Genomic DNA, 26169 nt, shown 5'->3' on the forward strand with positions numbered 1-26169 from the left:
GGCGCTGATGCGCCCGCCTTATCAGGAGATCCCCATGTTTGATTTACTCCTGCGCCGTGCGCGCCTTACCGACGATACCCTGACCGATATCGCCATTCAGGACGGGAAAATAGCGGCGCTGGGCGAAATTGACGCTCCCGCACGTAAAACGGTCGAGCTGAACGGCGATGTGTTTGTCAGCGCCGGCTGGATCGATTCTCACGTTCACTGCTACCCGAACTCCCCGATTTACCACGACGAGCCGGACAGCGTTGGCATTGCCACCGGCGTCACCTCCGTGGTAGACGCGGGCAGTACCGGGGCCGACGACGTTGACGATTTCTACGAGATTACCCGCAAGGCCTCAACCGAGGTCTTTGCCCTGCTGAACATCTCCCGCGTTGGGCTGATCGCCCAAAATGAACTCGCCAATATGGCGAATATCGACGCCGGGGCGGTGAAGCAGGCGGTAGCGCGCTACCCTGATTTTATCGTTGGTCTGAAAGCGCGCATGAGCAGCAGCGTGGTGGGTGAAAACGGCATTACGCCACTGGTGCGCGCGAAAGCCATTCAGAAAGAGAACGGCGATCTGCCGCTGATGGTGCACATCGGCAACAACCCGCCGAACCTCGATGAAATTGCCGAGCTGCTGAGCAGCGGCGATATCATTACTCACTGCTACAACGGCAAGCCGAACCGCATTCTGACGCCCTCCGGCGAGCTGCGCGCGTCCATCACCGCCGCCCTGAAGCGCGGCGTGCGACTCGACGTCGGCCACGGCACGGCGAGCTTTAGCTTTGAAGTGGCGAAACGCGCCATCGCGATGGGCATTCTGCCGCACACCATCAGCTCGGATATCTACTGCCGCAACCGCATCAACGGCCCGGTAGGCTCACTGGCGAGTGTGATGTCGAAATTCCTCGCCATCGGCATGTCGCTGCCGCAGGTGATCGCCTGCGTGACCGCCAATGCGGCCGACGGCCTGCGCCTGACGCACAAAGGGCGGATTGAGCCGGGTCTCGACGCCGATCTGACGCTCTTCACCCTCAAACGCCAGCCAACGCTGCTGGTGGATGCTGAAAACGACAGCCTGCAGGCTGAACACATTCTGGTGCCGCTTGCCGCCATCCGCGCGGGCAAGGGCTACATGACCGAACAAGGGAGCACGGAACATGCCTTCGATTTATGAGAAGTACAATTTAAAGCAGGTTATCAACACCTCTGGCCGCATGACGGCGCTGGGTGTCTCCACGCCGCGCCCGGAAGTGGTGCAGGCGGCAATGGACGGCATGAACCACTACTTCGAGATGAAAGATCTGGTCAACAAAACCGGGGAGTACATCGCGAAGCTGCTGGACGTGGAAGGCGCGACGGTGGTTTCCTGCGCCTCGGCGGGTATTGCGCAATCCGTGGCGGCGGTCCTGGTCAAAGACAGCGACTGGCTGCTGGAAAACCTGCACGTCACCCCGATTGAGAACAACGAAATCGTCCTGCCGAAAGGGCACAACGTCAACTTTGGCGCGCCGGTCGGCACCATGGTGGCGCTGGGCGGCGGCAAGCTGGTGGAGGCTGGCTACGCGAACGAATGCTCTGCCGATCAGCTGGCGGCGGCGATCACCCAGCGCACTGCAGCGATCCTCTACATCAAATCACACCACTGCGTGCAAAAAAGCATGCTCAGCGTCGAGCAGGCGGCGGTTGTCGCCCGTAAGCACGATCTGCCGCTGATCGTTGATGCCGCAGCGGAAGAAGATCTGCACGCTTACTACCGCTCCGGCGCGGACCTGGTGATCTACAGCGGCGCGAAAGCCATTGAAGGCCCGACCAGCGGCCTGGTGATCGGCAAAACCCAGTACGTCGAGTGGGTGAAACGCCAGACGGCGGGCATTGGCCGCGCCATGAAGGTGGGCAAGGAGGGGATCCTCGGCCTGACCTGCGCCATCGAACACTACCTGACGGCGACCAAAGAGAGCGGGGCGGAGATGGTGGCGAAGATGACGCCGTTTATCGATGCGCTTAACACCCTGAACGGCGTCACGGCGCGCGTGGTCTGGGACAGCGCCGGTCGCGATATCGCCCGCACCGAGATTAAGTTTGACGAAGCCGCCACCGGTGTTGGCACCGGTGACCTGGTGAATAAGCTCAAGCAGGGTGAATACGCCATCTACTTCCGTGGTTACAAGGCCAACGAAGGGATTATCGAGGCGGACGTGCGCAGCGTGAATGCTGACCAGCTGAATATTGTGTACCGCCGCATTAGCGAAGTATTAGGACAGGAGAAAAACGCATGAAACTGACCCCCAATTTTTACCGTGACCGCGTGTGCCTCAACGTGCTGGCAGGCTCCAAAGCCAACGCCAGCGCCATCTACGAGGCGGCGGAAGGCCACGTGCTGGTGGGCGTGCTCTCCAAAAATTATCCGGACGTAGACAGCGCGGTCGCCGACATGCGCGAGTACGCCGCGCTTATCGATAACGCGCTTTCCGTGGGGCTGGGCGCGGGCGATCCGAACCAGTCTGCAATGGTGAGCGAAATCTCCCGTCAGGTGCAGCCGCAGCACGTTAATCAGGTCTTTACCGGCGTCGCCACCAGCCGTGCGCTGCTGGGGCAGAGCGAGTCCGTGGTGAACGGCCTGGTCTCGCCAACCGGCACCGTCGGCATGGTCAAGATCTCCACCGGCCCGCTGAGCAGCGCGGCACCGGATGGGATCGTCCCGGTTGAAACCGCCATTGCCCTGCTGAAAGATTTCGGCGGCAGCTCCATCAAATACTTCCCGATGGGTGGGCTGAAGTGCCGCGATGAGTACACCGCGGTGGCGCAAGCCTGCGCCCGTCACGACTTCTGGCTCGAGCCGACCGGCGGTATCGATCTGGAAAACTTTGAAGAGATCCTGCAGATTGCTCTGGATGCGGGCGTGAGCAAGATCATACCGCATATTTACAGTTCTATTATCGATAAAGCCAGCGGCGATACGCGCCCGGAAGATGTGCGCACGCTGCTGGAGATGACGAAGAAGCTGGTTAAGTAGTCTCTCTCCCTCACCCTAACCCTCTCCCAAAGGGAGAGGGAACTTTTACCCCCTCTCCCTTTGGGAGAGGGCCGGGGTGAGGGGAAACACACCGCACACACCAAAGGAGCCACCATGCACACCCGCAACCTGCTCGTCGCTTCACTCTCGTTACTCGCTACCACCGCCATCGCCCAGACGCAGTACGCCTGGGTGGGAACCTACAACCCAAACGGTGAAGGGCTGTACCGCTTTACCCTCGACCCGCAAACCGGTGCGCTCGCGAACAAAACGCTGGTGAGCAAGCTGCCGAACGCCGCGCAGCTTACCGTCTCACACGACGGTAAAACGCTGTATCTGGCAAGCGAGGTGGAGCAGGGCGTAGTGCAGGCGCTGCGCATCGGTGAGAACGGCGAGCTGAGCGAGTTAAATCAGGTAGCCTCCGGCGGTGCGGGGCCGGTCTATCTCTCCCTGACGCCGAACGGTCAGCATCTGCTGGTGGCGAATTACGTGAGCGGCTCAATCGCTGTTTTACCGGTTAAGGTGGACGGCAGCCTGGGTGAGGCCACGGATACCCATCAGGATAGCGGGGAACCGGGAGCGGCCAAACCCGAGGCGGCAGCGGAAGGCAGCTTCGCGATGAGCGATCATAACGGCCCACATGCGCACATGATCGCCGCCGATCCGAGCGGGAAGTACGTGTTTTCTACCGATCTGGGGCTGGATCGGATCTATCAGTATCGCTTTGACGAACGATCCGGAGAACTTACCCCGAACGATCCGCCGTTCATCAGCGCCTCTTCAAAAGGTGCCGGGCCACGACACTTCGTCTTCACGCCAAAAGGCGATGCCCTGTGGCTGATTAACGAAGAAGCCTCGACGCTGACCCATTATACGCTGGACAACGCAGGCCGATTGAAAGAGGGCAAAACGGTCTCCGCCCTGCCTGCGGGGTATAAAGGCACCAGCTTTGCTGCCGGGCTGGCGCTGAGCGCGGACGGTAAGCAGCTGTATGTGGCTAATCGTTTGCATAACAGCATCGGGCACTTTACCGTAACAGCGGACGGCACGCTGACGCACCGGGACGACGTCTGGACGCGGGGCGATTACCCGCGCACCCTGACGCTCGATAAACAAGGGCGCTGGCTGTACGTAATGAACCAGCGCAGCGACAACATTACCCGCTTTCGCGTGGCGCAGGACGGCAAGCTGAGCGCAGAGCCAGACTATACGCCGGTCGGCAGCCCATCCCAGATGGTCATTTCACCCTAAGCAGTAAGAGGACAACGACGTGCGATTTCCGAACCAACGTTTAGCGCAACTTTTCGATCTGTTGCAAAACGAGACGCTGCCGCAGGACGAGCTGGCGCAGCGGCTGTCGGTCTCCACGCGAACCGTCCGTGCTGACATCACCGCCCTGAACGCGCTGCTGGCGAGCCACGGGGCGCAGTTTATTCTGAGCCGTGGCAATGGCTATCAGCTGAAAATTGACGACGCCGCGCGTTATCAGCAGCTGCAGGCCTCTCACCCGCGCGCGCTGCGCATACCGCGAACCGGGCCGGAGCGCGTGCACTATCTGGTGGTGCGTTTTCTGACGTCAGCGTTTTCAATCAAGCTGGAAGATTTGGCCGACGAGTGGTTTATCAGCCGCGCCACGCTGCAAAGCGACATGGTGGAGGTGCGTGAGCTTTTCCAGCGCTATAACCTGACGCTGGAAACCCGTCCGCGCCACGGCATGAAGCTGTTTGGCAGCGAGATGTCGACGCGCGCGTGCCTGACCGACCTGCTGTGGGAGCTGGCGCAGCAGGACAGCCTGAACCCGCTGGTCACCGACGTGGCGCTCAACGCTGGCGTGCCGGAGCAGATGGTCACGGTGCTGCACGACGCGCTGACCCGCCACCATATCCGCCTGACCGATGAAGGCGAGCTGTTTCTGCGCCTGTACTGTGCGGTCTCGGTGCGTCGCATCAGCGAAGGTTATCCGCTGCCGGAGTTCCACGCGGAGGATGTCGAGGAGAACGTGCGCGAGGCGGCAAAAGATATTGCGGTGACCATCCAGCAGCTCGCGGGCAAGCCGCTTTCCCCTTCCGAGGAGAACTGGCTATGCGTCCACATTGCGGCGCGGCAGATCCAGGAGATCGCGCCGAGCGCGATCAACGCCGATGATGACGAAGCCCTGGTCAACTATATCCTGCGCTATATCAACACCCACTATAACTACAATCTGCTGAGCGACGAGCAGCTGCATGCAGACCTGCTCACGCACATCAAAACCATGATCACCCGCGTGCGCTATCAGATAATGATCCCTAACCCGTTGCTGGATAACATCAAGCAGCACTACCCGATGGCCTGGGACATGACGCTGGCGGCGGTGTCGAGCTGGGGCAAATACACCCCGTATGTGATCAGCGAAAACGAAATAGGCTTCCTGGTGCTGCATATCGGCGTCGGGCTGGAGCGTCACTACAATATTGGCTACCAGCGCCAGCCGCGCGTGCTGCTGGTGTGCGACGCCGGTAACGCGATGGTACGAATGATTGAGGCGGTGCTGCAGCGCAAATACCCGCAGATTGAGGTCACGCGCACGCTCACGTTGCGCGAGTACGAGCTGGCTGACGCTATCAGCGAAGACTTTGTGATCTCCACCGCCCGCGTGAGTGAAAAGTCCAAACCGGTGGTGATGATCGCGCCGTTCCCGACGGACTACCAGCTGGAGCAAATCGGCAAGCTGGTGCTGGTGGACCGCACCCGTCCGTGGATGCTGGATAAATACTTCGACGCGGCCCATTTTCGCATTCTTGATACGCCGATTGACCAGCAAACGCTGTTCCGGGAGCTGTGTGAACAGCTTGAAAGCGAAGGCTTCGTTGGTGCGGAATTTCTGGATTCGGTTGTTGAGCGTGAAGCCATCGTCAGCACCATGCTCGGTGACGGTATCGCGCTGCCGCACTCCCTGGGACTGCTGGCGCAGAAAACGGTGGTCTATACGGTGCTGGCCCCGCAGGGCATACCGTGGGGCGATGAAACCGCGCACGTCATCTTCCTGCTCGCCATCAGCAAGCGCGAGTATGAAGAGGCAATGGCGATCTACGACATTTTCGTCACCTTCCTGCGCGAGCGCGCCATGACGCGACTCTGCAGTTGCGGGAGTTTTGACGCGTTTAAGGCGGTAGCGATGGAGAGTTTGAGCCGGTTTTGAGAGGCGCTATCCAGAATTCGATGTAATGCGAATGTAATGCTAAACTGCATTACACATTGCTCATTACCGGAGGCATAATGGCCACGCTGAACGTCCGTCTGGATGACAAACTTAAAAACGAGGCGTATGCCGTGCTGGAAAAACTCAATATCACCCCCACTGAAGCGGTACGGCTACTGTTTCAGTACGTTGCAGAGACCGGACGGATGCCGGTGAAAACTGTCACCATAAGCGACGGTGAAGAGGCGCTTATTCAGACAGTCCGGGAGCGACTGGCTAATCCACAAAAGGGAATTAAGGTTAGTCTGGATGACTTATGAACTGGAATTCGACCCGAGGGCATTAAAGGAGTGGCGTAAACTGGGCGATACCGTAAAAGCCCAGTTTAAGAAGAAGTTAGCCAGCGTACTGGTGAATCCCCGGAATGAATCTGCCCGCCTGCATGACCTGCCTGACTGCTACAAGATAAAGCTTAAATCCTCTGGCTACCGCCTGGTTTATCAGGTGCGGGACGCGGTGGTTATTGTTTTTGTCATTTCCATTGGTAAGCGAGAGAAATCCGCTGCGTATCAGGCCGCGAGCAAACGGCTTTAGCGCTCAGCGCAAATGGTGCACAACCTGATTGCTGCTGCCGCGCCAGATCAGTGCCGGATCTTTCAGGTCCTGCACAAACTTGCCGTCGACCAGCACGTTGATCAGGTCCACCACTTCCCTCTGTTGAGCATCCAGCTCATCCAGCTTATAGCCGGTCCAGACCCAGATATCTTTTCCGGCGCACTCGCGGCGAATACGTTTCACCAGCTTCAGGATCTCCGGGACGTTCTGCGGATGGAGCGGATCGCCACCAGAGAGTGAAATACCCTGACGGGAAATGCGCGTGTCGTTCAGATCGGCGATGATCCGATCCGCCATCTCATCGGTGAACGGCAGACCGGAATTCAGACGCCAGGTGCTTTTGTTGTAGCAGCCAGGACATTCGTGAACGCAGCCTGCCACAAAAAGCGTGCAGCGTGTGCCGGGGCCGTTGACGATATCGACGGGATAATACTGATGATAATTCATAGGTTTAACCTGATGCCCTCACCCCGGCCCTCTCCCACAGGGAGAGGGAGAAAACCGGCGGCAGGCATAACAATGTGCTCAATCTATTCCCTCTCCCTGTGGGAGAGGGGTAGGGTGAGGGGGGAACCCGGCGAAGAAATTAACCGATCTGCCCATTCCCCAAATGCTTCACGCGGCGCTTCACTTCTTCCTGCTTACCGGCGTTGAACGGACGCGCGTCCGGGCTGCCGAGATAGCCGCACACGCGGCGGGTAACGGAGACGCGGGCCGCATCATGGTTACCGCATTTCGGGCAGGTGAAGCCTTTGCTGGTGCACTCAAACTCACCGGTGAAGCCGCACTCGTAGCACTCGTCGATTGGCGTGTTAGTGCCGTAATACGGAACGTGCTGATAGCTGTAATCCCATACGTCTTCCAGCGCCTTCAGGTTGTGCTGGATGTTCGGGTACTCGCCGTAGCAGATGAAGCCGCCGCTGGCGATAGGCGGGTAGGCCGCTTCAAAGTCGATCTTGTCGTACGGGTTCACCTTTTTCTCAACGTCCAGGTGGAAGCTATTGGTGTAGTAGCCTTTGTCGGTTACACCTTCCACGATGCCGAACTCGGCGGCGTCCAGACGGCAGAAGCGGTCGCACAGGTTTTCGCTTGGCGTACTGTACAGGCTAAAGCCGTAGCCGGTTTCGTCTTTCCACTGGTCAACGGCATCGCGCAGACGCTGAACAATCGCAACGCCTTTCTCACGCAGCGCTTCGCTGTCGTAAACGTGTTTGTCACCAAACAGCGCGTTAATGGTTTCGTGAATACCGATGTAACCGAGAGAAATCGATGCGCGACCGTTTTTGAAGATCTCGGATACGTCATCGTCCGCCTTCAGACGCACGCCGCAGGCCCCTTCCATATAAAGGATGGGCGCCACGCGGGCTTTCACCCCTTCAAGACGCGCGATGCGGGTCATCAGCGCCTTGCGGGCCAGTTGCAGACGTTCGTCCAGCAGCGTCCAGAACGCCGCTTCGTTACCTTTAGCCTCCAGTGCGATGCGCGGCAGGTTAAGGCTGATCACGCCCAGGTTGTTGCGCCCGTCGTGGATCTGCTCGCCGTTTTCGTCTTCATACACGCCGAGGAAGCTGCGGCAGCCCATTGGCGTTTTGAACGAGCCGGTAACCTTAACCACCTGGTCATAGTTGAGGATGTCCGGGTACATGCGCTTGCTCGCGCACTCCAGCGCCAGCTGTTTGATATCGTAGTTGGGATCGCCAAACTTGTGGTTCAGGCCGTCGCGGATGGCGAACACCAGCTTCGGGAACACCGCGGTTTTGCGGTTTTTGCCCAGACCAGAGATGCGGTTACGCAGAATCGACTGCTGGATCAGACGCGACTCCCAGCTGGTGCCGAGGCCAAAACCGAAGGTAACGAACGGCGTCTGGCCGTTGGCGGTATGCAGCGTGTTGACTTCATATTCCAGAGACTGGAACGCGTCGTAGCACTCTTTCTCGGTGCGGGAGTGGGCGTAGCCGTCAGCGTCCGGGATCTGCCACTCTTCCGCCGTTTTACGGTGCTTATTGAAGCTCTCGGTCACGAACGGTGCCAGCACTTCATCAATGCGGTTGATGGTAGTGCCACCGTAAATATGGCTCGCCACCTGGGCGATGATCTGCGCCGTGACCGCCGTCGCGGTGGAGATCGATTTTGGCGGCTCAATCTCGGCGTTCCCCATCTTAAAGCCCTGGGTCAGCATGCCTTTCAGGTCGATCAGCATGCAGTTGAACATCGGGAAGAACGGTGAATAGTCGAGATCGTGGTAGTGGATCTCGCCGCGCTCGTGCGCGGAGACCACGTCACGCGGCAGCAGGTGCTGGCGGGCGTAGTGTTTGGCGACGATACCGGCCAGCAGGTCGCGCTGGGTGGGGATCACCTTACTGTCTTTATTGGCATTTTCATTGAGCAGCGAGGAGTTTGTCTGCTCCACCAGGCCACGAATTTCCTGGTTCAGGCGACCGCGTTTCTCACGCTGGACGTCACGATCGTGACGGTACTCGATGTAGGCACGCGCCAGCTGCTTGTACGGCCCGGACATCAGCTGGTTTTCAACCGCGGTCTGGATCTCGTTGATGTCCACCTGGCTGCGTTCATTCATCTGGCTGCTAACGATTTCTGCGACGGTGGCGCAGTAATCTGCGTCATCGACTCCCGCTGCTTTAGCTGCACGAAGAATGGCTTCTTTGATGCGCTCTGATTTAAACGGCACTTTACAGCCATCACGCTTCATCACATGCGGTGTCATGATCACTCCATTTTAAAAACAGGTTATCCACAAAGGCGGGGAAGTATTCACCGGATGGATTATCAACCGGGCCAGTCACTTCCCTCGTTCCCGACACTTGTTATCCACAATTCCGGCCAGCGTCGATGCCGTCTTGTTGTTGGAATAGTAGACGATAAATACAAGATGTTGGGTCGGGCTGCATTTTAATGGCTATATATAGTGATTTGCATCAAACATGTTTGCGATTTTTTTGATTCAGAACAAAGTAAAAAGACGAGAGTACAAACGGCGGGCGCTACAGCCTTTGTAAAAAATAAAGGAAAAATCCGGTTATTTTTACAACAAAAACAGGCGCTCAGCGTGGGTGACCCTGAGCGCCAGCGCGTTAGCCCAGACCGAGAAGCCAGCGTAATCCGGCATGCAGGAAGGCTGCCGCCGCGATCGCTCCAAGGATCGTGGGAAGTAAAAGGGAGCGGGCAGGTTTATCGTTAGTCGCCGTATGCGCTTCGGCATTAAGGGCGGATAACGCCTCTTCGCACGTACGCGCTGCCAGCAGGCGGTTGCGCACGCGTTCATCCGTGAGGGAGGAGGTCAGCGTGGTCAGCAGCTGCATATGCGTGCTGCCCGCTTCGGCTTCCGGTATAGCCAGCAGGAAAACCATTCTGACGTCTTCATCGCCCTCCAGACCGGGCCAGAGAATAGGGTCGTCAAACAGCGCCAGGCAAAACGCCGCCCGCTGGACCACGGGCGACTTACCGTGGGGTACGGCAAGCTCCTCGCCAAGCGCGGTGGGGCCTTCACTCTCGCGTTGCAGCACGCAGCGAATAAACGCCTCTTTATCGCCGATCAGGTTGCGCGCCGCCAGGGAGGCGGACATCCGCTCGATCAGCGCGTCAGGCGTAGATAAAGGGGGATTGATAAAAATCAGGTCCGGGTACGTCAACGCACGCAAATTCATATTAAACCTCAAGCAAAAAGTCGCAGGTACAGGAAGGGGCAATCAGGGTTACCGGCGGAACGGGTTCTTCGAGATAGTTGATCTGTAAAAGCCCGGCCAGGTTCTCGGGAACCGGCACCGGCTGCGTTCCGGCGTTAAATACCCGTACGATGGTTCCGGACAGAGTGCGCGCATGGGGCAGCGCAGAGAGAATGAGTGGCTCCGGCAACGACAGCAATGAACATTCCGCCGGAAGATGCCGCTCGGGATGGCGCAGCTGAAAGCGCTCGAGGCGATTATCCAGCGTGTGCAGGGATTGCCGCTGGTAGGTAAAGGGCTGACCGCAGGCCTGATTTTCCAGCTGACGCAGCGTGAGATGGTCGGCATTGTCCGCCAGCGCAACGCTAAAGGAAAAGTGCAGCGGCTTGAGCAACTGCGCATCCGGTGTTTCGACCACCGTGTTGTTAATGCCCGATGCGCGCCCTGGTCGCCACTCAAGGTTGCTACGCCCCAGTACGCCAGTGGACTTAAACAGCGTCAGCGCAATAGCAGCCTGTTTCGTCCCGACAACCTGAAACTCTTTCATGCCGCGGCTGTTTACCACCAGCGCTTTACCCGGCTCGGCGATGGCGATGATCCCCTCGCTGGTTTCGATATCCACCGGCCGCTCGCGATAGTGCGCCTGCCAGTTCAGGTCGTCACACCCCGTTGGGCGGTGAACGATGGCGAACGGCTGCGACGCAATGGACGTTCGGGTACGAATGTCGCTGTTAATGAGCAGGCGCAACCGATGGTCGCAGACGCTGTTTTCAAGAGAGATATCTACATACAGATTGGGGTCGCCCTGACGCAGCTCGCACACGACGTGGATCGTGAGCGGTATGAAGCTGTTATCCGTGCGGGAAGAGAGATCTCGCGGCAGGTATAACAGGGCCTCAAGCTCCATCCGCTCAATGAGAGTATGCTTTTTGCAGTCGATCAGGGTGAAGTGCCAGCAGCGGGTGGGTTCATCCTCCGGCAGGGGCGAAAAGTCGTAACTGTCTCCGGCATCCGCACAGTCTTCGAAGCTAAACAACCCGGTGATGCACCTGCCGTTGCGCTTATCGTGAAGCGTAAGCGTACCGGCGTCGATTGCCAGCCGACAGACTTCATTTTCAATCTCGCTGGCCGTTTCCTGGCGCGTCGGCACAAACGCTGCTGGGTTGGCTTGAACGGTAATGGCCCGGTAGCCAACGGCAGGCAGCGCCTGGGCCAGCAGCGCAATGTGCCAGCGGTAATAAGGCGGCAGGGGCGTTTCACATTCCCCCTGCGAACCGAGAGAGATAACGCTTCCTCCGGGCAGGGTTTCTCTGGACAGCACCTCAAAGGCGAGCGGCTTACCCTGATGCGTCAGCGCGATATTGTCGGCGCGGCTGTACAACGTGGTTTTGACCACGCGGCTGGTGCGGCTTGGCAGGGCGTTGAAGATAAGCAGATCGCCGTCGTCGCAGCTTGCCATCGCCAGCCCCTTAACGACCAGATTCCACAGGCTGTGGCAAAGCTGCCAGGTCTGCTCCAGGCGATGAAGAATATCCCGGTTCGTCGCGTCGCTGTTACATCCGCCCATGGAGTCATGGGCATGGCAGCGCAGCAGTTTTTTCCACAGGGTATCGACCAGCCCCAGATTGACCGGAATTCCCTGATGGCGCGCAATCGCAATCGCAGGCTCCAGCTGGCGCAGGATGAACTGTTCAATCTCGTCGTTTTTCTTTTTGATGTCGTAGCGCACGGAGCCGATGGTTTTGTGGATCCGGGTGTAGCGCGGTGATTTCAGCTCGCCTTCCCATACCTCAAGCCGCTCGCGCTGCGGGCGCAGGCTCTCCACGTACTCCTCAAGCGAGCTGAGGAAATAGCGGTCACGGGCGGGGGAGCGCTCGCTCGCCGTTTGTAGCGTGCGCGGCAGCGTCGGGTCGATGCTAACCTGATCGCCGCCGCAGGGCAGCAGCAGGTTGTCGATGCCCGCACGTTCGCGCAGCAGATCGACAATCGGGAAGATTTTGTTTTCAAGATGGTGGGGATCGGCGTGCATATTTTTGGCCGCGCCGTAACCCAGCGCCATCGCGCAGGCGATAACCGTTTCGCCAGAGGGGGCGCGCCACAGAAACTGGCTGTTTTTGGCCATGCGATCGTGGTCGATCCCGCGCCAGAAGACGATATTATCGATATTGCAGCCGCGCAGGATCGTTGGCATTTGCGCGTTGTGTCCGAAGGTGTCCGGCAGATAACCCACCTGCATCGCGTGCCCGAGCGCCCGCGCGGCGGCAATGCCATATTTCAGGTTACGCACGATCGACTCACCGTGAACGTTCCAGCTGTCGGTTTGGGTATACCACGGCCCGACAAACAGCCGTTTCTCGCTGACCAGCTTCTTCAGGCGCGGCGTGTATTCCGGATTCACGGCCAGGAAGTCGTCCACCACCGCCATCTGCCCATCAAGATGGTAGCAACGGTAGGCCGGGTCCTGCTCCAGCGTGTCGATAACGTCTGCAAAGTTCCAGGATGCCAGCACCGTGCTGTCCTGACGCGTGAAATACCACTCCTGATCCCAGTGCGTATGGGCAATAACGTGAATTTGACTCATGATATTTCCCTTAATCCGCGTTTTTAGGGCTGACGTAGAGCACGCCTAACGCGCAGATCAGCGCGCCCACGCACACGCTGGCAAGATAGCCTGCCACGTTCGTGGCCAGCGGCCATCCCCAGATGGCGGGCAGGGGAAGCGTCTGTTTCACCTCCAGGGCAATCGCCAGCAGCGCGCCAGAGACGGCGCCGATCATAAACACGGGGATCAGGCGCGGGTTTTTCAGGATGAAGGGGATTGCGCCCTCTGAAATGCCAATCAGGCCCAGCAGCAGCGAGGTACTGCCAACGGTTTTCTCTTCGCGGGAAAACACGTCCGGCAGGCCAAAGCGGCCGTTCAGGAACGCCGCAAGGCCGACGCCGATGGAAGGGATCACGATGGATAATTCGCGGGCGGTTAAATCAAAGGTTTCGCTCACGCCGTTCAGGCCGAGCGCCACCGAACCCGCCGCTTTATTGACAGGCCCACCCAGATCGAACGCGGTGCCAGCGGCGATCATCGCTGAATAGAAGCCGCGTCCGGTATCGCCTGCCGAGGTAAAAAACACCACCATCAGCTGGTTGAGTGAACCGAAAACCGGATTGATCAGATATTCCATCACCATCACCAGCGTGATGCCGGTGATCAGCGGCACGAGCAGCATGGTTTTGATGGTGGTGAGCTGCTGGCGGACGTGGATAGTATCGTTAAGCCACCGCACCAGAAAACCCACGAAAAAGCCGATGCCAATGGCGCCAAAAAAGCCCGACGGCATAAAGGTCTCAATGTCGAAAAAGCGCTTATACACCTCATCGGACATAATGCCGCCAATAAGCCCGGGGATCAGGGCGGGCTTGCCGGCAATCGAAAACGCCAGATACATGGCGAACACCGGATACATGAACTTTATGGTCATAAAGCCGAGCTTATCCAGCAGGCTAAACGGTGAATGCTCAATGTTGATGAATTGCCCGGTGATTTTGGCCGTCGCCATCATCAGGCCGCCCATTACAACCACGGGTAACATGTAGCTGATGGCCGCCATGATGTGGCCGATAAAAATCTGGTAGGCGGAGCGCGTAATCTCCTGCTCGTGTTCCCCGGCTTCGGCGCGTTTTCCCATCGCTAAAGCCTGGCGCAGGTAGCGGTCGGTGTCCTTGATAAGCTCCTGGGTGCGCGTTTTAAGGTGCGGAACGCCGTCAAAACGTTCCACATCTTGAATGGGCACGTCGGTCGCCAGGATAATCGCGCTGGCGCTGGCAATATCCTGTTTGGTGAGCCTGTTTTTGACGCCGTCGCTTCCCTGCGTTTCGACCTTGACCTCAATGTTGTGCTGTTTTGCCCAGGCCATAATTTTATTGGCGGCCATAAACGTGTGCGCTATTCCTGTCGGACAGGCCGTTACAGCGATAATTTTTTGTTTCATCATTGTAATAAATTCCTGACTGTGAAAATAACGGCAGTATAAAGAGAAACAAAAACAAGCCTTAATGTTTGCTAATACTAATTGCGTATCACGATACGCCTTGATGCAATATGTGAAGCGCCTTCCAGAGACTATTTCCGCGAGCTGTTAATATAGCGTCTGGTTTTAACAGGGCGTGATATATGAATTCTTTTCAGGGAAGTGAACGTTTAATATTTGAATACATCCAGTTCCATGCGCATTCTATTTCTAATATTTCCGCAAAAGAGATTGCCCGGGATACATTTACCACCACGACATCGGTTAACCGCGTCTGTAAAAAGATGGGGTATAAGAGCTATACCGAGCTTCGGTATCGTTTTCTGGGCGATCAATCGCTGGCCTCACCCGCCGCCCCCTGCGGGGTGGCAAATGAAGAGGGGATTGTGACGGAGGTCTCCGGGCTGCTGGTGCACGCCAGCCATATCTACCTGTACGCGCGGGGTGCCTCGCTTACCAGCCTCAACTACCTGTCGCGCTTTTTGTCGCTGGCGAGCCTGCCGCATCTGATCCTCAACGACATGCACCAGCTCACGCGCGTGTCGAAAGGGACGCTGGTGCTGATCAGTAAATCAGGCGAGACCCAATCGCTTATCGAAATGGCGCGTAACGCGCTGCGAAAAGGGCTGAAGATTGTGGCGATCACCCGTCAGGGATCGTCGCTGGCTGCTTTAGCGACGCTGTGCTGGCCGTTAACAATTGATATCAGCGCGGTTTCGCTCTATCAGCGGGAAGGGCAGCTTGAGCTGCTAAGCGCCGTGGACCGCATCGGCTGCAGGCTTTTGCAGCACGATGCGGCATAAGGTCGCTGTTAAAGCTGTTTAACAATGCCCAGGCGAACGGCGTAATCATTTTTATGATTGCCGTCGTCATCGATGTAGGTTTTATCCAGCGAGACCAGTTCGACATACGGCGTCCAGCCGTCGTCGAGCTTATAGTTGAACGCCACGGTATGCTCCCAGTAGGTATCATCCCCGGTCCCCTGATCGACATTATCCTGCCAGCGGAAACGCGGGTTATAGGACATACCGAATTTACCGATGTTATAGGCAAACCAGATATCGAACTGATGGGATTCACGGCGGGTATAGCCGCTGCCGTCCAGCTGTTTATCGCTGTGCGCGTCGTTTACGGTGTTGTAGCGATAGCGTGTGGAGAGATTGAGGCCATTGTCGAAGGCTTTCCATCCCTGAAGAAAGGGACGGTAGTGCGTGTTGCTGGCGGTGAAAACGGTCACCATACCGGGCGCAACGGCGAAACCATTGCCGAGATCGAAGCGCCAGCGCGTCTCAATTTCCTGCGCGGCTTCGGTTAAGCCTTTATCATCGGCGTTATATCGGTCGGTATCGCCAAAAAAGGTATCGTTATGATTTTGTGCAGCCTCAACGGAAAAGTAAAAACCGTTATCCGCCTGATGCATAACCTTAATACGGGAGTCGTTTACGTCAGATCGCGTATTATGACCAAAACGCAGATCGACGGCGGTATTTCCGCACCATCCCTGAGTGCTGATCAATAATGCGCTAATACAGCTTGCTTTAATAATTGTCTTGTTCATCATATCCTGCCGGGGTTATTTAATTGGCAGGGCTATTTTTATTTTTGCCGTTGCAATATGTAAAAGTTATTGTCATACATTTAGCGTATCGCTAAACGCGGAAATAGCGGAGATACGACCCGCGCCGTATCTCCTGAGGTTTACGCCTGTAACCACCAGACGGCTTCAAACGGCCGGAGCACTGCCGCGTCTGGACCGGCATAGTTGCTCATTACCACGTTCCACTCGCCGTGCAGGGCGTCGGGACGCCACTCCTGAGGCGCAGGGCTGAGGTTTGCGGCCACGATCAGAGTTTGCCCCTGCCACTGGCGGCGGTAGCACCACAGATAAGGGTGGTCAGGCAGAAGATCCTCATAATCCCCCCACGTCAGCACTGGCAGGGTTTTACGCAGACGAATCAGCGCTTGATAGGTATAAAACACCGAATCCGGGTCATCCAGCGCCGCGCGGGCGTTCACGGTTTCGTAGTTATCGCAGACGCTAATCCAGGGTTCGCCTGCGGTAAAGCCCGCGTTGTGCGAGGCATCCCACTGCATTGGCGTGCGGCCATTATCGCGGGATTTACTCGCCAGGATCGCCAGCAGTTCATCCGGATCGCGACCGGTTGCCCGCAGTTCGGCGAACATGTTCAGACTTTCCACGTCGCGATAGTCGGTGATGCGCGTGAAGTGCGGGTTGGTCATGCCAATCTCTTCGCCCTGATAGATATAAGGCGTGCCCTGCATGCCGTGCAACACCATGCCAAGCATCTTCGCGGCGACGACGCGGTATACCCCCTCGTCACCAAAGCGCGACACAATGCGCGGCTGATCGTGGTTACACCAGAACAGCGCGTTCCAGGCTTTGTTATGCATCCCTTGCTGCCAGTGGCTGAACAGGGTTTTCAGCGCCACGAAGTTTGGTTTTGCCTTCGTCCACTTTTCGCCGCCGGGATAATCGACCTTGAGGTGATGGAAATTAAAGGTCATCGACAGCTCCCGGCCATCGAGCGATGCGTACTGCTGGCAGTTCTCCAGCGAGGTGGATGACATTTCGCCCACGGTCATCAGGTTTCGCGGCGTAAAGACGTCGCGGCTCAGCTCCTGCAGATACTCGTGAATGCGCGGCCCGTCGGTATAGAAGCGGCGGCCATCGCCCACGTCGTCGTTCGGGAAATTCTGGTCTTTTGAAATCAGGTTGATCACGTCGAGACGCAGGCCGTCCACGCCGCGATCGGCCCAGAATTCGCACACGCTTTTTAGCTCGGCGCGCACGTCAGGATTCTCCCAGTTGAGGTCCGCCTGCTCCGGGGCGAAAAGGTGCAGATAATACTGCTCGCTCTCGGCATGCCAGCGCCAGGCGTTGCCGCCGAATTTCGAACGCCAGTTGTTAGGCAACTGGTCCGGCGTGCCGTCGCGCCAGATGTAGAACTGACGATACGGGCTGGCTTTATTCAGCGATTCGCGGAACCAGGCGTGCTGCGTTGAGGTGTGGTTCAGCACCATATCCAGAACAATGCGAATGCCGCGCTGGTGCGCCTCGGCGACCAACTCATCAAAATCGTCCAGCGTACCGTAGGCCGGATCGATGGCGGTGTAATTCGCCACATCGTAACCGTTATCCACCTGCGGAGAGATGTAAAACGGCGTCAGCCAGATGGCGTCGATCCCGAGCGTGTTGAGGTAATCAAGACGCTGCGTTACGCCGCGTAAATCGCCGGTGCCGCGCCCGGTCGTGTCCTGGAAGCTCTTCGGGTAGATCTGATAGATGACGCCGTTCTGCCACCAGTGAGGAAGGGTATTCATAATGCGTTCCTGCAAATGCGAAGGGGGCGCAACTGCGCCCCGAAAGATAACGTTAGACGATCTGGAGCGTGCCCTGACGGAATTTACGCTGGTATATCACGGTAGTGAGCGCCATCGGGACGATAATTGCGATGGCCATTGCCAGGGCAAACACCTGCCAGAACGCGGGCTGAATGGAGAGGATGCCCGGCAGGCCGCCGACGCCGATCCCGTTCGCTATCACGCCGTTCAGGCCACACAGCAGGCCCGCCAGGCCGGAGCCGATCATTGCGCAGAGCATCGGGAAGCGGTACTTCAGGTTGATGCCGTACATTGCCGGTTCGGTCACGCCGAGGTAGGCGGAGATCGCCGCCGGAACGGAGATTTCACGTTCTTTATGCTTGCGGCTGACGATGATAATGCCGGTGACCGCAGAAGCCTGTGCGATGTTAGAGAGCGCAATGATTGGCCAGACCGGCGTGCCGCCAAGGCTCTGGATCATCTGCATATCAATCGCCAGCGTGGTCTGATGCACGCCGGTGATCACCAGCGGGGCATACAGGAAGCCAAACAGCGCGGCACCAATCGGCGCGAAGCTGCCGGTCATCAGGTGACGCACCGCGAAGGCCACACCGTCGCCAATCAGGCGGCCAAAAGGACCGATAAAGGCATGCGCGAGGAACACCGCAATAATCAACGAGCTGACCGGCACCACCACCAGATAGAGATAATCCGGCACCATGCGCTTGATGCGCGTCTCGATAAAGCCCAGCGTCAGGCCTGCGAGCAGGGCGGGAATCACCTGTGCCTGATAACCGACTTTCGCGATGGTAAACAGGCCGAAGTTCCATACCTCCGGCACCTGCTGACCAAGTAAGTAAGCGTTCATTAACTGTGGAGAGACCAGCGTGACGCCCAGTACGATGCCGAGAATCGGCGTACCGCCCATCTTGCGCACCGCGGACCAGCAGATCCCCACCGGCAGATAGAAGAAGATCGCTTCGCCAATCAGCCACAGGAAATCATAGATGCTTTGCAGGGCCGGGTACATCTGCGCCAGCGTTTTGCCGTCGCTCATCGGCACGTCCCCGATGACGTTGCGGAACCCTAAGATTAAGCCCCCGCTGATCAGCGCCGGCAGCAGCGGGAAGAAAATCTCTGCGAAATGGGAGATAAGCTGTTCGTGCCACTTCATATTCTGGCGCGCGGCTTTCTTCGCCTGCTCTTTATCGGCGGAGGAATGCCCGGTTGTCGCCAGCAGAGCCTGATAGTAATCGCCCACTTCGGTACCAATAACGACCTGGAACTGACCGGCGTTGGTGAAGCAGCCTTTGACCATCGACAGCTCTTCAATGGCTTTAGGGTTGGCTTTGGCCGGATCGTTCAGCACGAAGCGCAGGCGGGTAATACAGTGGCTGACGGTCGCAATGTTCTCGCGTCCGCCGACCAGGACGATCAGCTGGTCGATATCTGCTTGTCTGACTTTACTCATCATGAAACCTCATGATCTATTGATAGGGGTTATGACCTGAGCGCAAGCCTACTCTTTAAGCGTGACGGCGGAAACGGGAACGTTCCCGAAATTGGGGGAGGATCACAATAATCTGATGTTGGAGGGTTAAGCCAGATGTGAGGGAATAACGATCTGGCGCGGCTCCGCGCGGCCATTAATCTGCTCTATCAACTGCGCGGCTGCCTGTCGGCCAGACTCCGCGTAGCCGGGGTCGACGGTGATGATCTCCGGGTGCAGGAACTTCATCAGCGGCGTGCTGCCCACGCTTGCGACCTGCAAATCGGTAATACGCTGTTCATGTAAATACTTACTTACGCCAAGCGCCAGAGTATCCGTGGCGCAGACCAGCGCGGTGGTTTGGGGCGTCAGGACGCTTGCGGCCTGCTCATACCCTTGCTTCATGCCCAGGCCCGGCAGGGACGCGACGGCGGGGAGGTTATGTTTTTTACAGAACGTCAGGTAAGCCTCGTGGCGACGTTTGCCGGTGGTCACGTCGGTATGCGGGACGCCTAGGTAGCTTATATAGCGATGGCCCTGCTCGAACAGGCGCTGCATCAGGGTGATAATCGCCCCCTCGTCATCGTAACAAACGGAGGCGAACCCGCTGGCATCGCGCGCCAGCAGCACCAGCGACCGCTGCCACGGCTTGAGTATCTCGTCCTGAATACCGGAAAAGCCAAACAGCACCACGCCATCAATGTTGCGGCGCTGGAGCATGCCCAGGTGTTCTTCCACCATCTGCGGCGAGAACTTGCTCTCCATCATGATGGGATCGTAACCCTGTTCATAAAAGGCGGGAAGCATGGTCTGTACGGCGAGGTTTTCTGAGAGAGAATCCAGACGCGAGACGATAATGGCGACGACTTTGTCGCTCTGACCACGCATGGCGCGCGCGGAGCGGGAAGGGGAAAAACCGTGCTGATTCATCACCGCCTCGACGCGTTCACGGGTGCGTTCGCTGACACCGCTTTCGTTGTTGAGCACGCGCGAGACGGTAGATTTCCCCACGCCGCTTAAACGCGCAATGTCTTTAATCGTAAGGCGGTTCTGCATGCTGTTTTCCCTGTAACAACGACAAAATGGTCAATTGAGCCTAATGCTATAGCGCGAATTGGCTATGGGCAAAGTCTGGTTTACGTTAGGTTTATTTGCCTGGGGTTATAATACCGCCCGAATCGTCACAAACGGTATGGATAAATCCTTATACTGCGCGGCGACATCCCACTTTTTACTTACCGGAGGCTATATGGATCCCGATCCCGCCCCTCTCCTGAACGGGAGAGCAATTTCTTTCCGGTAAGCCAGCCTCCGCGCTGCTCACCGGTTACGTGAGGCAGCGCGTTTTAGACGCTCCTGCTTGAAATCTTAAGTGCCCCTCAGGCCCGGCTTTGTCGCGCCTGCAGGAAAGACTGCATCCGCCCGGCGGATGCGGGGAGCTTACTATGCTTAAAAATATTACTCGCCAGCTGCTTGCCCAGCTGAGCCGTCATCTGCCACGTCGCCTGACCGAGCGCGACCCGCTGCCGAACGCCAAACATCTGGCCGGTGCGGCGATCCCGGCATCCCTGACCGAACGCTGCCTGAACGTGGCGGCAATGGATGAAAACGAAGTCTGGCGCGCCTTTGGCGGACATCCGGAAGGGCTGAACGCGCTTGAAGTGGAAAAAATCCGCGCCGTGCACGGCGACAACCAGATTCCGGCGCAAAAGCCGTCTCCGTGGTGGGTGCACCTGTGGCACTGCTACCGTAACCCGTTCAACCTGCTGCTGACCGTGCTGGGCATTATCTCCTACGCGACCGAAGATCTGTTTGCCGCCGGGGTGATTGCGCTGATGGTGGGCATCTCCACGCTGCTCAATTTCATTCAGGAAGCCCGCTCCACCAAAGCGGCGGACGCCCTGAAAGCGATGGTCAGCAACACGGCGACCGTCTCCCGCGTGATTAACGATCTGGGGGAAAACGCCTGGGTTGAGCTGCCTATCGACCAGCTGGTGCCGGGCGATCTGGTGAAACTCGCCGCCGGGGATATGATCCCCGCGGATTTACGCATCATTCAGGCTCGCGATCTGTTTGTGGCGCAGGCCTCGCTAACCGGTGAATCCCTGCCGGTTGAGAAAGTGGCGCGCACTCGCGAGCCGCAGCAGGTGAATCCGCTGGAGTGCGATACCCTGTGCTTTATGGGCACCACGGTGGTGAGCGGCACGGCGCAGGCGATTGTCACCGCGACCGGGGGCAACACCTGGTTCGGGCAGCTGGCCGGGCGCGTCACCGAGCAGGAGAGCGAGCCGAATGCGTTCCAGAAGGGCATTGGCCGCGTCAGCATGCTGCTGATCCGCTTTATGATGGTGATGACGCCAATTGTGCTGCTGATCAACGGCTACACCAAGGGCGACTGGTGGGAAGCGGCGCTGTTCGCGCTCTCCGTGGCCGTCGGCCTGACGCCGGAAATGCTGCCGATGATTGTGACCTCCACCCTGGCACGCGGGGCAGTCAAACTCTCTAAGCAAAAAGTTATCGTTAAGCACCTCGACGCCATTCAAAACTTCGGCGCGATGGACATTCTCTGCACCGATAAAACCGGCACGCTGACCCAGGACAAAATTGTGCTGGAGAACCACACCGATATCGCCGGTAAAACCAGCGATCGCGTGCTGCACAGCGCCTGGCTCAACAGCCATTACCAGACCGGGCTGAAAAACCTGCTCGACGTCGCCGTGCTGGAAGGCGTCGATGAAGAGTCTGCCCGTACGCTCTCTGGCCGCTGGCAGAAGGTGGATGAGATCCCGTTCGACTTCGAGCGCCGCCGCATGTCGGTTGTGGTGAGCGAGCAAGAGGATGTGCATCAGCTGATTTGCAAAGGGGCGCTGCAGGAGATCCTCAACGTTTCAACCCAGGTGCGCCATAACGGCGAGATTGTGCCGCTGGACGACACCATGCTGCGCCGCATCAAACGCGTCACCGACAACCTGAACCGACAGGGACTGCGCGTGGTGGCGGTCGCCAGCAAGTTCCTGCCCGCGCGGGAAGGGGACTATCAGCGTATCGATGAATCCGATTTGATCCTCGAAGGTTACATCGCATTCCTCGATCCGCCGAAAGAGACCACCGCGCCGGCGCTGAAGGCGCTGAAGGCCAGCGGTATTACCGTGAAAATCCTGACCGGCGACAGCGAGCTGGTGGCGGCGAAAGTGTGCCACGAAGTGGGGCTGGACGCGGGCGATGTGGTGGTGGGCAGCGACATTGAGCCCCTGTCCGACGATGAACTGGCGGCCCTTGCCCAGCGCACCACGCTGTTTGCCCGCCTGACGCCGATGCACAAAGAGCGCATTGTCACCCTGCTACGTCGCGAAGGCCACGTGGTCGGCTTTATGGGCGACGGCATTAACGATGCCCCGGCACTGCGCGCGGCGGACATTGGTATTTCCGTCGACGGCGCGGTAGATATTGCCCGTGAAGCGGCGGATATCATCCTGCTGGAAAAGAGCCTGATGGTGCTGGAGGAGGGGGTGATCGAAGGGCGTCGGACCTTTGCCAACATGCTTAAGTACATCAAGATGACCGCCAGCTCCAACTTTGGTAACGTCTTCAGCGTGCTGGTGGCGAGCGCGTTCCTGCCGTTCCTGCCAATGCTGCCGCTGCACCTGCTGATCCAGAACCTGATGTACGATGTCTCTCAGGTGGCGATCCCGTTTGATAACGTTGATGATGAGCAGATCCAGAAGCCGCAGCGCTGGAACCCGTCCGATCTTGGCCGCTTTATGCTGTTCTTCGGCCCGATCAGCTCGATCTTCGACATCCTGACCTTCTGCCTGATGTGGTTTGTGTTCCACGCCAACACGCCTGAACACCAGACGCTGTTCCAGTCCGGCTGGTTCGTGGTGGGGCTGCTGTCGCAAACGCTGGTGGTGCATATGATCCGCACGCGCCGCATTCCGTTCATCCAGAGCCGTGCCGCATGGCCGCTGATCGTCATGACCGGCATCGTGATGGCGCTCGGTATCGCGCTGCCGTTCTCGCCGCTGGCGAGCTACCTGCAGCTGCAGGCGCTGCCGCTGAGCTACTTCCCATGGCTGGTGGCGATCCTCGCGGGTTACATGGTGCTGACGCAGATGGTGAAAGGGTTCTATGCGCGCCGGTATGGGTGGCAGTAAAACCACGCCCGGTTCCGCTGCGCTTACCGGGCCTACGATCCAGACGTAGGCCCGGTAAGGCGAAGCCGCCACCCGGCAGATAGCTTTCCTCCTAAATTCAACAACCTGTGATCTGCGTCGGCCCTTGCGCTTGACGACAATTTGTACGCATGTTAACAAAATGTTTTGCCTTTATTTGGCCCGTCAGATAAGGAACATTCATGTTACGGTACAGTCTCTTAACCGCCGGGCTTATGCTCGGCGCTTCCGCATTTGCCGCTCCGGCAGGCGATCTCCCGTTGATGCCCTGGCCTGCAAAGGTCGAACGCCCCACCACGCAGGGAGCGCTGGTACTCACCGATAACCTCTCCGTCAGCGTCAGCGGCGACGATCTCGGTGAGGCGGTCAACCGTCTGCGTCAGCGTATTGCCCTGCAAACCGGCTGGACGCTCCAGCCGCAGGCCGGGAAACCTGAAAAACCCACCATCCGCATTGCGATAGCCAAAAAGGTCAAACCGCAGCCGCTGCCCGACAGCGATGAGAGCTACAGGCTCGTCGTGGATGCCAGCGGCGTGACGATCTCGGCCAACACGCGTTTTGGCGCACTGCGCGGGATGGAAACGCTGCTCCAGCTTGTTCAAAACGGCGCGGAAAACACCTCGCTGCCCTGGGTGACGATAGAGGATTCCCCCCGCTTCCCGTGGCGCGGCCTGCTGCTGGATTCGGCGCGGCATTTCATTCCCCTGCCGGATATCAAACGTCAAATTGACGGTATGGCGGCGGCAAAGCTCAACGTGCTGCACTGGCATTTGACCGACGATCAGGGCTGGCGCTTTACCTCGACGCGCTACCCTAAACTGACCCAGCTTGCCAGCGACGGGCTGTTTTATACCCCTGAGCAGATGCGCGAGATCGTGCGTTACGCCACCGAACGCGGCATCCGCGTGGTGCCGGAAATCGACATGCCGGGCCACGCTTCGGCAATTGCCGTGGCTTATCCTGAGCTGATGAGCGCCCCGGGCCCGTATCAGATGGAGCGCCACTGGGGCGTGCTGAAGCCGGTTCTCGATCCGACAAAAGAGGCGACCTATACCTTTGCCGACGCGATGGTCAGCGAACTGGCAGCGATCTTCCCCGATCCGTATCTCCACATTGGCGGTGATGAGGTGGACGACACCCAGTGGAAAGAAAACGCCGCCATTCAGACATTCATGCGCGATAACAAGCTGGCGGACAGCCACGCGCTGCAGGCGCACTTCAACCGTCGGCTGGAGACGATCCTCGAAAAACATCACCGCCAGATGGTTGGCTGGGACGAGATCTTCCATCCCGATCTGCCGAAAAGCATTCTGATCCAGTCCTGGCAGGGGCAGGACGCGCTTGGGCAGGTGGCGCAGAAGGGCTATAAAGGGATCCTTTCGACGGGCTTTTACCTCGACCAGCCGCAGTCCACCGCCTACCACTATCGCAACGAAATCCTCCCCCAGGGGCTGAACGGGGTGGATGTTATTGCCGATGACGACAGCGCGCAGAGCTGGTCCTTCTCCATGCCGCGCCTGAAAGGCAAGCCGGTAGAGGGGAGTTTTACGCTGGTGAAAGGCAATGCGGGCTGGCGCGGGTTCATTGATTTTGCCGGCAAATCTCGCCGTGCGGTGCAGGAAATCCAGTGGCGCGACGACAATCAGGTGACCTTCACCGTGGATACCTGGATGGGGGAAACGCGACCGGTGGTTTCTGTTAATAACGACACCCTCGGCGGCTATTTCCTGGTGGGTAACGCCCGGTATCCGATCGTCGGCAAACGGCTGGATGAGATACCGAAAGGCGTCACCCCGGTCGTTCCGTCGCCCGGCAACCAGGCCAATCTGCTCGGCGGTGAAGCCGCGCTGTGGGCGGAAAACGTGGTCGCCCCGGTGCTGGACATTCGCCTGTGGCCGCGCGCCTTTGCCGTGGCGGAGCGGCTGTGGTCGGCGCAGGATGTCAACGACGTCGATAACATGTACACCCGCCTGCAGGCGATGGACAGCTGGACGACGGTGTCGGTGGGCCTCCAGCAGCACACCCAGCAGCAGGTGCAGTTTACCCGTCTGGCAAACAGCGCCGATACCTTACCGCTGCAGATCCTCGCCCAGGCAATTGAACCGGCGCAGTATTACACCCGCCAGCACCTTAAGTTCCAGGCCGGAAATTATCATCAGTTTGAGCCGCTTAACCGCCTGGCGGATGCCCTGAATGCAGAAAGCCTGACCGTGCGTCAGATGAATAAATGGGTCGACAGGCTGGTCAGCGACGCCGAGGACACGGAAAGCGCCGATGCGCTGCGTCACGTCTTCAACCGCTGGCAGAACAATACCAGCGATGCGCTGGCCTTAAGCGAGAACAGTTACCAGCTGAAGGCCATCAAGCCGGTGATTCAGGAAGTGGATAAACTGGCGTCGATAGGTCTGCGGCTGACCGATCTGGTGGCGCGCCAGGGGACGCTGGACGATAAAGAGATTGCCTCGATTCAGAACGAGCTGGATAACGCGGCGAAGATTCAGGATGAGGTGGTGATTGCGGCGGTGTATCCGCTGGAGACGCTGCTGCGCGCCACGCGGAATCAGTAAAAAGAGAAGCCCGGTAGCGCTTCGCTTATCGGGCCTACGTAACGTGTAGGCCCGGCAAACGCAGTGCCGCCGGGCGCAAAAGCAACGG

General features: G+C 58.3%; 19 protein-coding genes. 10 read left to right on the top strand and 9 right to left on the bottom strand.

The annotated features are described in order from the left end of the window. Positions 1 to 34: 34 nt before the first annotated feature. The 7 genes from QLG21_RS06545 (at position 35) to QLG21_RS06575 (ending at position 6782) form a co-directional block, all read left to right on the top strand. A complete protein-coding gene (locus tag QLG21_RS06545; RefSeq protein ID WP_042322571.1) occupies positions 35 to 1168 on the top strand; it encodes an amidohydrolase/deacetylase family metallohydrolase in 1134 nt (377 codons plus the stop codon). Then, positions 1152 to 2270 (top strand): DgaE family pyridoxal phosphate-dependent ammonia lyase, encoded by a 1119-nt coding sequence (locus QLG21_RS06550; RefSeq protein ID WP_282484091.1) that lies wholly within the window; start codon positions 1152 to 1154, stop codon positions 2268 to 2270. Before QLG21_RS06545 ends, QLG21_RS06550 begins: the two co-directional genes overlap by 17 nt. Beyond that, entirely contained in the window at positions 2267 to 3007 is a 741-nt protein-coding gene (locus QLG21_RS06555) for a KDGP aldolase family protein (protein ID WP_006179061.1), read from the top strand. Before QLG21_RS06550 ends, QLG21_RS06555 begins: the two co-directional genes overlap by 4 nt. 114 nt (positions 3008 to 3121) lie before the next feature. Continuing rightward, a complete protein-coding gene (locus QLG21_RS06560) occupies positions 3122 to 4258 on the top strand; it encodes a lactonase family protein (RefSeq protein WP_282484092.1) in 1137 nt (378 codons plus the stop codon). Positions 4259 to 4277: 19 nt separating this feature from the next. Beyond that, on the top strand, positions 4278 to 6188 hold the full coding sequence (locus QLG21_RS06565) for a PRD domain-containing protein (protein ID WP_282484093.1): 1911 nt from the start codon (positions 4278 to 4280) through the stop codon (positions 6186 to 6188). 77 nt (positions 6189 to 6265) lie between these two features. Beyond that, positions 6266 to 6508 carry a type II toxin-antitoxin system RelB/DinJ family antitoxin gene (locus QLG21_RS06570; RefSeq protein ID WP_006179065.1) on the top strand — a complete coding sequence of 81 codons (243 nt, stop codon included), beginning with the start codon at positions 6266 to 6268 and terminating at the stop codon, positions 6506 to 6508. Next, positions 6498 to 6782 carry a type II toxin-antitoxin system RelE/ParE family toxin gene (locus QLG21_RS06575; protein WP_006179066.1) on the top strand — a complete coding sequence of 95 codons (285 nt, stop codon included), beginning with the start codon at positions 6498 to 6500 and terminating at the stop codon, positions 6780 to 6782. The genes QLG21_RS06570 and QLG21_RS06575 overlap by 11 nt, the downstream gene beginning before the upstream one ends. Before the next feature lie 3 nt (positions 6783 to 6785). Here the strand turns inward: QLG21_RS06575 and nrdG are convergent, their stop codons facing one another. From nrdG to QLG21_RS06600, 5 genes are all read right to left on the bottom strand, one after another. Next, entirely contained in the window at positions 6786 to 7250 is a 465-nt protein-coding gene (gene nrdG / locus QLG21_RS06580) for an anaerobic ribonucleoside-triphosphate reductase-activating protein (protein WP_058609557.1), read from the bottom strand. A gap of 139 nt (positions 7251 to 7389) precedes the next feature. After that, positions 7390 to 9528 carry an anaerobic ribonucleoside-triphosphate reductase gene (gene nrdD, locus QLG21_RS06585; protein ID WP_088208738.1) on the bottom strand — a complete coding sequence of 713 codons (2139 nt, stop codon included), beginning with the start codon at positions 9526 to 9528 and terminating at the stop codon, positions 7390 to 7392. Positions 9529 to 9895: 367 nt separating this feature from the next. After that, positions 9896 to 10468 carry a PTS sugar transporter subunit IIA gene (locus tag QLG21_RS06590; RefSeq protein ID WP_006179075.1) on the bottom strand — a complete coding sequence of 191 codons (573 nt, stop codon included), beginning with the start codon at positions 10466 to 10468 and terminating at the stop codon, positions 9896 to 9898. 1 nt (position 10469) lies between these two features. Beyond that, entirely contained in the window at positions 10470 to 13067 is a 2598-nt protein-coding gene (locus tag QLG21_RS06595; RefSeq protein WP_282484094.1) for a glycoside hydrolase family 38 C-terminal domain-containing protein, read from the bottom strand. A 10-nt stretch (positions 13068 to 13077) separates the two neighbouring features. Continuing rightward, positions 13078 to 14475, bottom strand: a complete 1398-nt coding sequence (locus QLG21_RS06600) for a fructose-specific PTS transporter subunit EIIC (RefSeq protein WP_282484095.1) — start codon at positions 14473 to 14475, stop codon at positions 13078 to 13080. A 179-nt stretch (positions 14476 to 14654) separates the two neighbouring features. Between QLG21_RS06600 and QLG21_RS06605 the strand changes: the two genes are divergently transcribed. Then, a complete protein-coding gene (locus QLG21_RS06605) occupies positions 14655 to 15314 on the top strand; it encodes a MurR/RpiR family transcriptional regulator (protein WP_058609562.1) in 660 nt (219 codons plus the stop codon). 8 nt (positions 15315 to 15322) lie between these two features. Here the strand turns inward: QLG21_RS06605 and QLG21_RS06610 are convergent, their stop codons facing one another. The 4 genes from QLG21_RS06610 to treR all read right to left on the bottom strand — a co-directional run bounded on the left by QLG21_RS06610 (position 15323) and on the right by treR (position 20398). After that, positions 15323 to 16069 (bottom strand): oligogalacturonate-specific porin KdgM family protein, encoded by a 747-nt coding sequence (locus QLG21_RS06610; protein WP_282484096.1) that lies wholly within the window; start codon positions 16067 to 16069, stop codon positions 15323 to 15325. Between the two features lie 140 nt (positions 16070 to 16209). Then, positions 16210 to 17853, bottom strand: coding sequence for an alpha,alpha-phosphotrehalase (gene treC / locus QLG21_RS06615; protein WP_282484097.1), 1644 nt, complete (start codon positions 17851 to 17853; stop codon positions 16210 to 16212). A 52-nt stretch (positions 17854 to 17905) separates the two neighbouring features. Then, positions 17906 to 19324, bottom strand: a complete 1419-nt coding sequence (gene treB, locus QLG21_RS06620) for a PTS trehalose transporter subunit IIBC (RefSeq protein WP_282484146.1) — start codon at positions 19322 to 19324, stop codon at positions 17906 to 17908. 126 nt (positions 19325 to 19450) lie between these two features. Further along, a complete protein-coding gene (gene treR, locus QLG21_RS06625; RefSeq protein ID WP_137849703.1) occupies positions 19451 to 20398 on the bottom strand; it encodes a trehalose operon repressor TreR in 948 nt (315 codons plus the stop codon). 389 nt (positions 20399 to 20787) lie between these two features. Between treR and mgtA the strand changes: the two genes are divergently transcribed. Together mgtA and QLG21_RS06635 are read left to right on the top strand one after the other, a co-directional pair. After that, entirely contained in the window at positions 20788 to 23496 is a 2709-nt protein-coding gene (gene mgtA, locus QLG21_RS06630; protein ID WP_282484098.1) for a magnesium-translocating P-type ATPase, read from the top strand. 200 nt (positions 23497 to 23696) lie between these two features. Next, a complete protein-coding gene (locus tag QLG21_RS06635; RefSeq protein ID WP_282484099.1) occupies positions 23697 to 26081 on the top strand; it encodes a family 20 glycosylhydrolase in 2385 nt (794 codons plus the stop codon). Positions 26082 to 26169 lie beyond the last annotated feature (88 nt).

The sequence above is a fragment of the Enterobacter sp. V87_3 genome (assembly GCF_029967835.1).
GTDB lineage: Bacteria > Pseudomonadota > Gammaproteobacteria > Enterobacterales > Enterobacteriaceae > Enterobacter > Enterobacter cancerogenus.

Bases quoted from the DNA above. Each gene is read 5' to 3' on its own strand.
- QLG21_RS06545 (WP_042322571.1), top strand. From the start codon at position 35: ATGTTTGATTTACTCCTGCGCCGTGCGCGCCTTACCGACGATACCCTG.
- QLG21_RS06550 (WP_282484091.1), top strand. From the start codon at position 1,152: ATGCCTTCGATTTATGAGAAGTACAATTTAAAGCAGGTTATCAACACC.
- QLG21_RS06555 (WP_006179061.1), top strand. From the start codon at position 2,267: ATGAAACTGACCCCCAATTTTTACCGTGACCGCGTGTGCCTCAACGTG.
- QLG21_RS06560 (WP_282484092.1), top strand. From the start codon at position 3,122: ATGCACACCCGCAACCTGCTCGTCGCTTCACTCTCGTTACTCGCTACC.
- QLG21_RS06570 (WP_006179065.1), top strand. From the start codon at position 6,266: ATGGCCACGCTGAACGTCCGTCTGGATGACAAACTTAAAAACGAGGCG.
- QLG21_RS06575 (WP_006179066.1), top strand. From the start codon at position 6,498: ATGACTTATGAACTGGAATTCGACCCGAGGGCATTAAAGGAGTGGCGT.
- nrdG (WP_058609557.1), bottom strand. From the start codon at position 7,250: ATGAATTATCATCAGTATTATCCCGTCGATATCGTCAACGGCCCCGGC.
- nrdD (WP_088208738.1), bottom strand. From the start codon at position 9,528: ATGACACCGCATGTGATGAAGCGTGATGGCTGTAAAGTGCCGTTTAAA.
- QLG21_RS06590 (WP_006179075.1), bottom strand. From the start codon at position 10,468: ATGAATTTGCGTGCGTTGACGTACCCGGACCTGATTTTTATCAATCCC.
- QLG21_RS06595 (WP_282484094.1), bottom strand. From the start codon at position 13,067: ATGAGTCAAATTCACGTTATTGCCCATACGCACTGGGATCAGGAGTGG.
- QLG21_RS06600 (WP_282484095.1), bottom strand. From the start codon at position 14,475: ATGATGAAACAAAAAATTATCGCTGTAACGGCCTGTCCGACAGGAATA.
- QLG21_RS06605 (WP_058609562.1), top strand. From the start codon at position 14,655: ATGAATTCTTTTCAGGGAAGTGAACGTTTAATATTTGAATACATCCAG.
- QLG21_RS06610 (WP_282484096.1), bottom strand. From the start codon at position 16,069: ATGAACAAGACAATTATTAAAGCAAGCTGTATTAGCGCATTATTGATC.
- treC (WP_282484097.1), bottom strand. From the start codon at position 17,853: ATGAATACCCTTCCTCACTGGTGGCAGAACGGCGTCATCTATCAGATC.
- treB (WP_282484146.1), bottom strand. From the start codon at position 19,324: ATGAGTAAAGTCAGACAAGCAGATATCGACCAGCTGATCGTCCTGGTC.
- treR (WP_137849703.1), bottom strand. From the start codon at position 20,398: ATGCAGAACCGCCTTACGATTAAAGACATTGCGCGTTTAAGCGGCGTG.
- mgtA (WP_282484098.1), top strand. From the start codon at position 20,788: ATGCTTAAAAATATTACTCGCCAGCTGCTTGCCCAGCTGAGCCGTCAT.
- QLG21_RS06635 (WP_282484099.1), top strand. From the start codon at position 23,697: ATGTTACGGTACAGTCTCTTAACCGCCGGGCTTATGCTCGGCGCTTCC.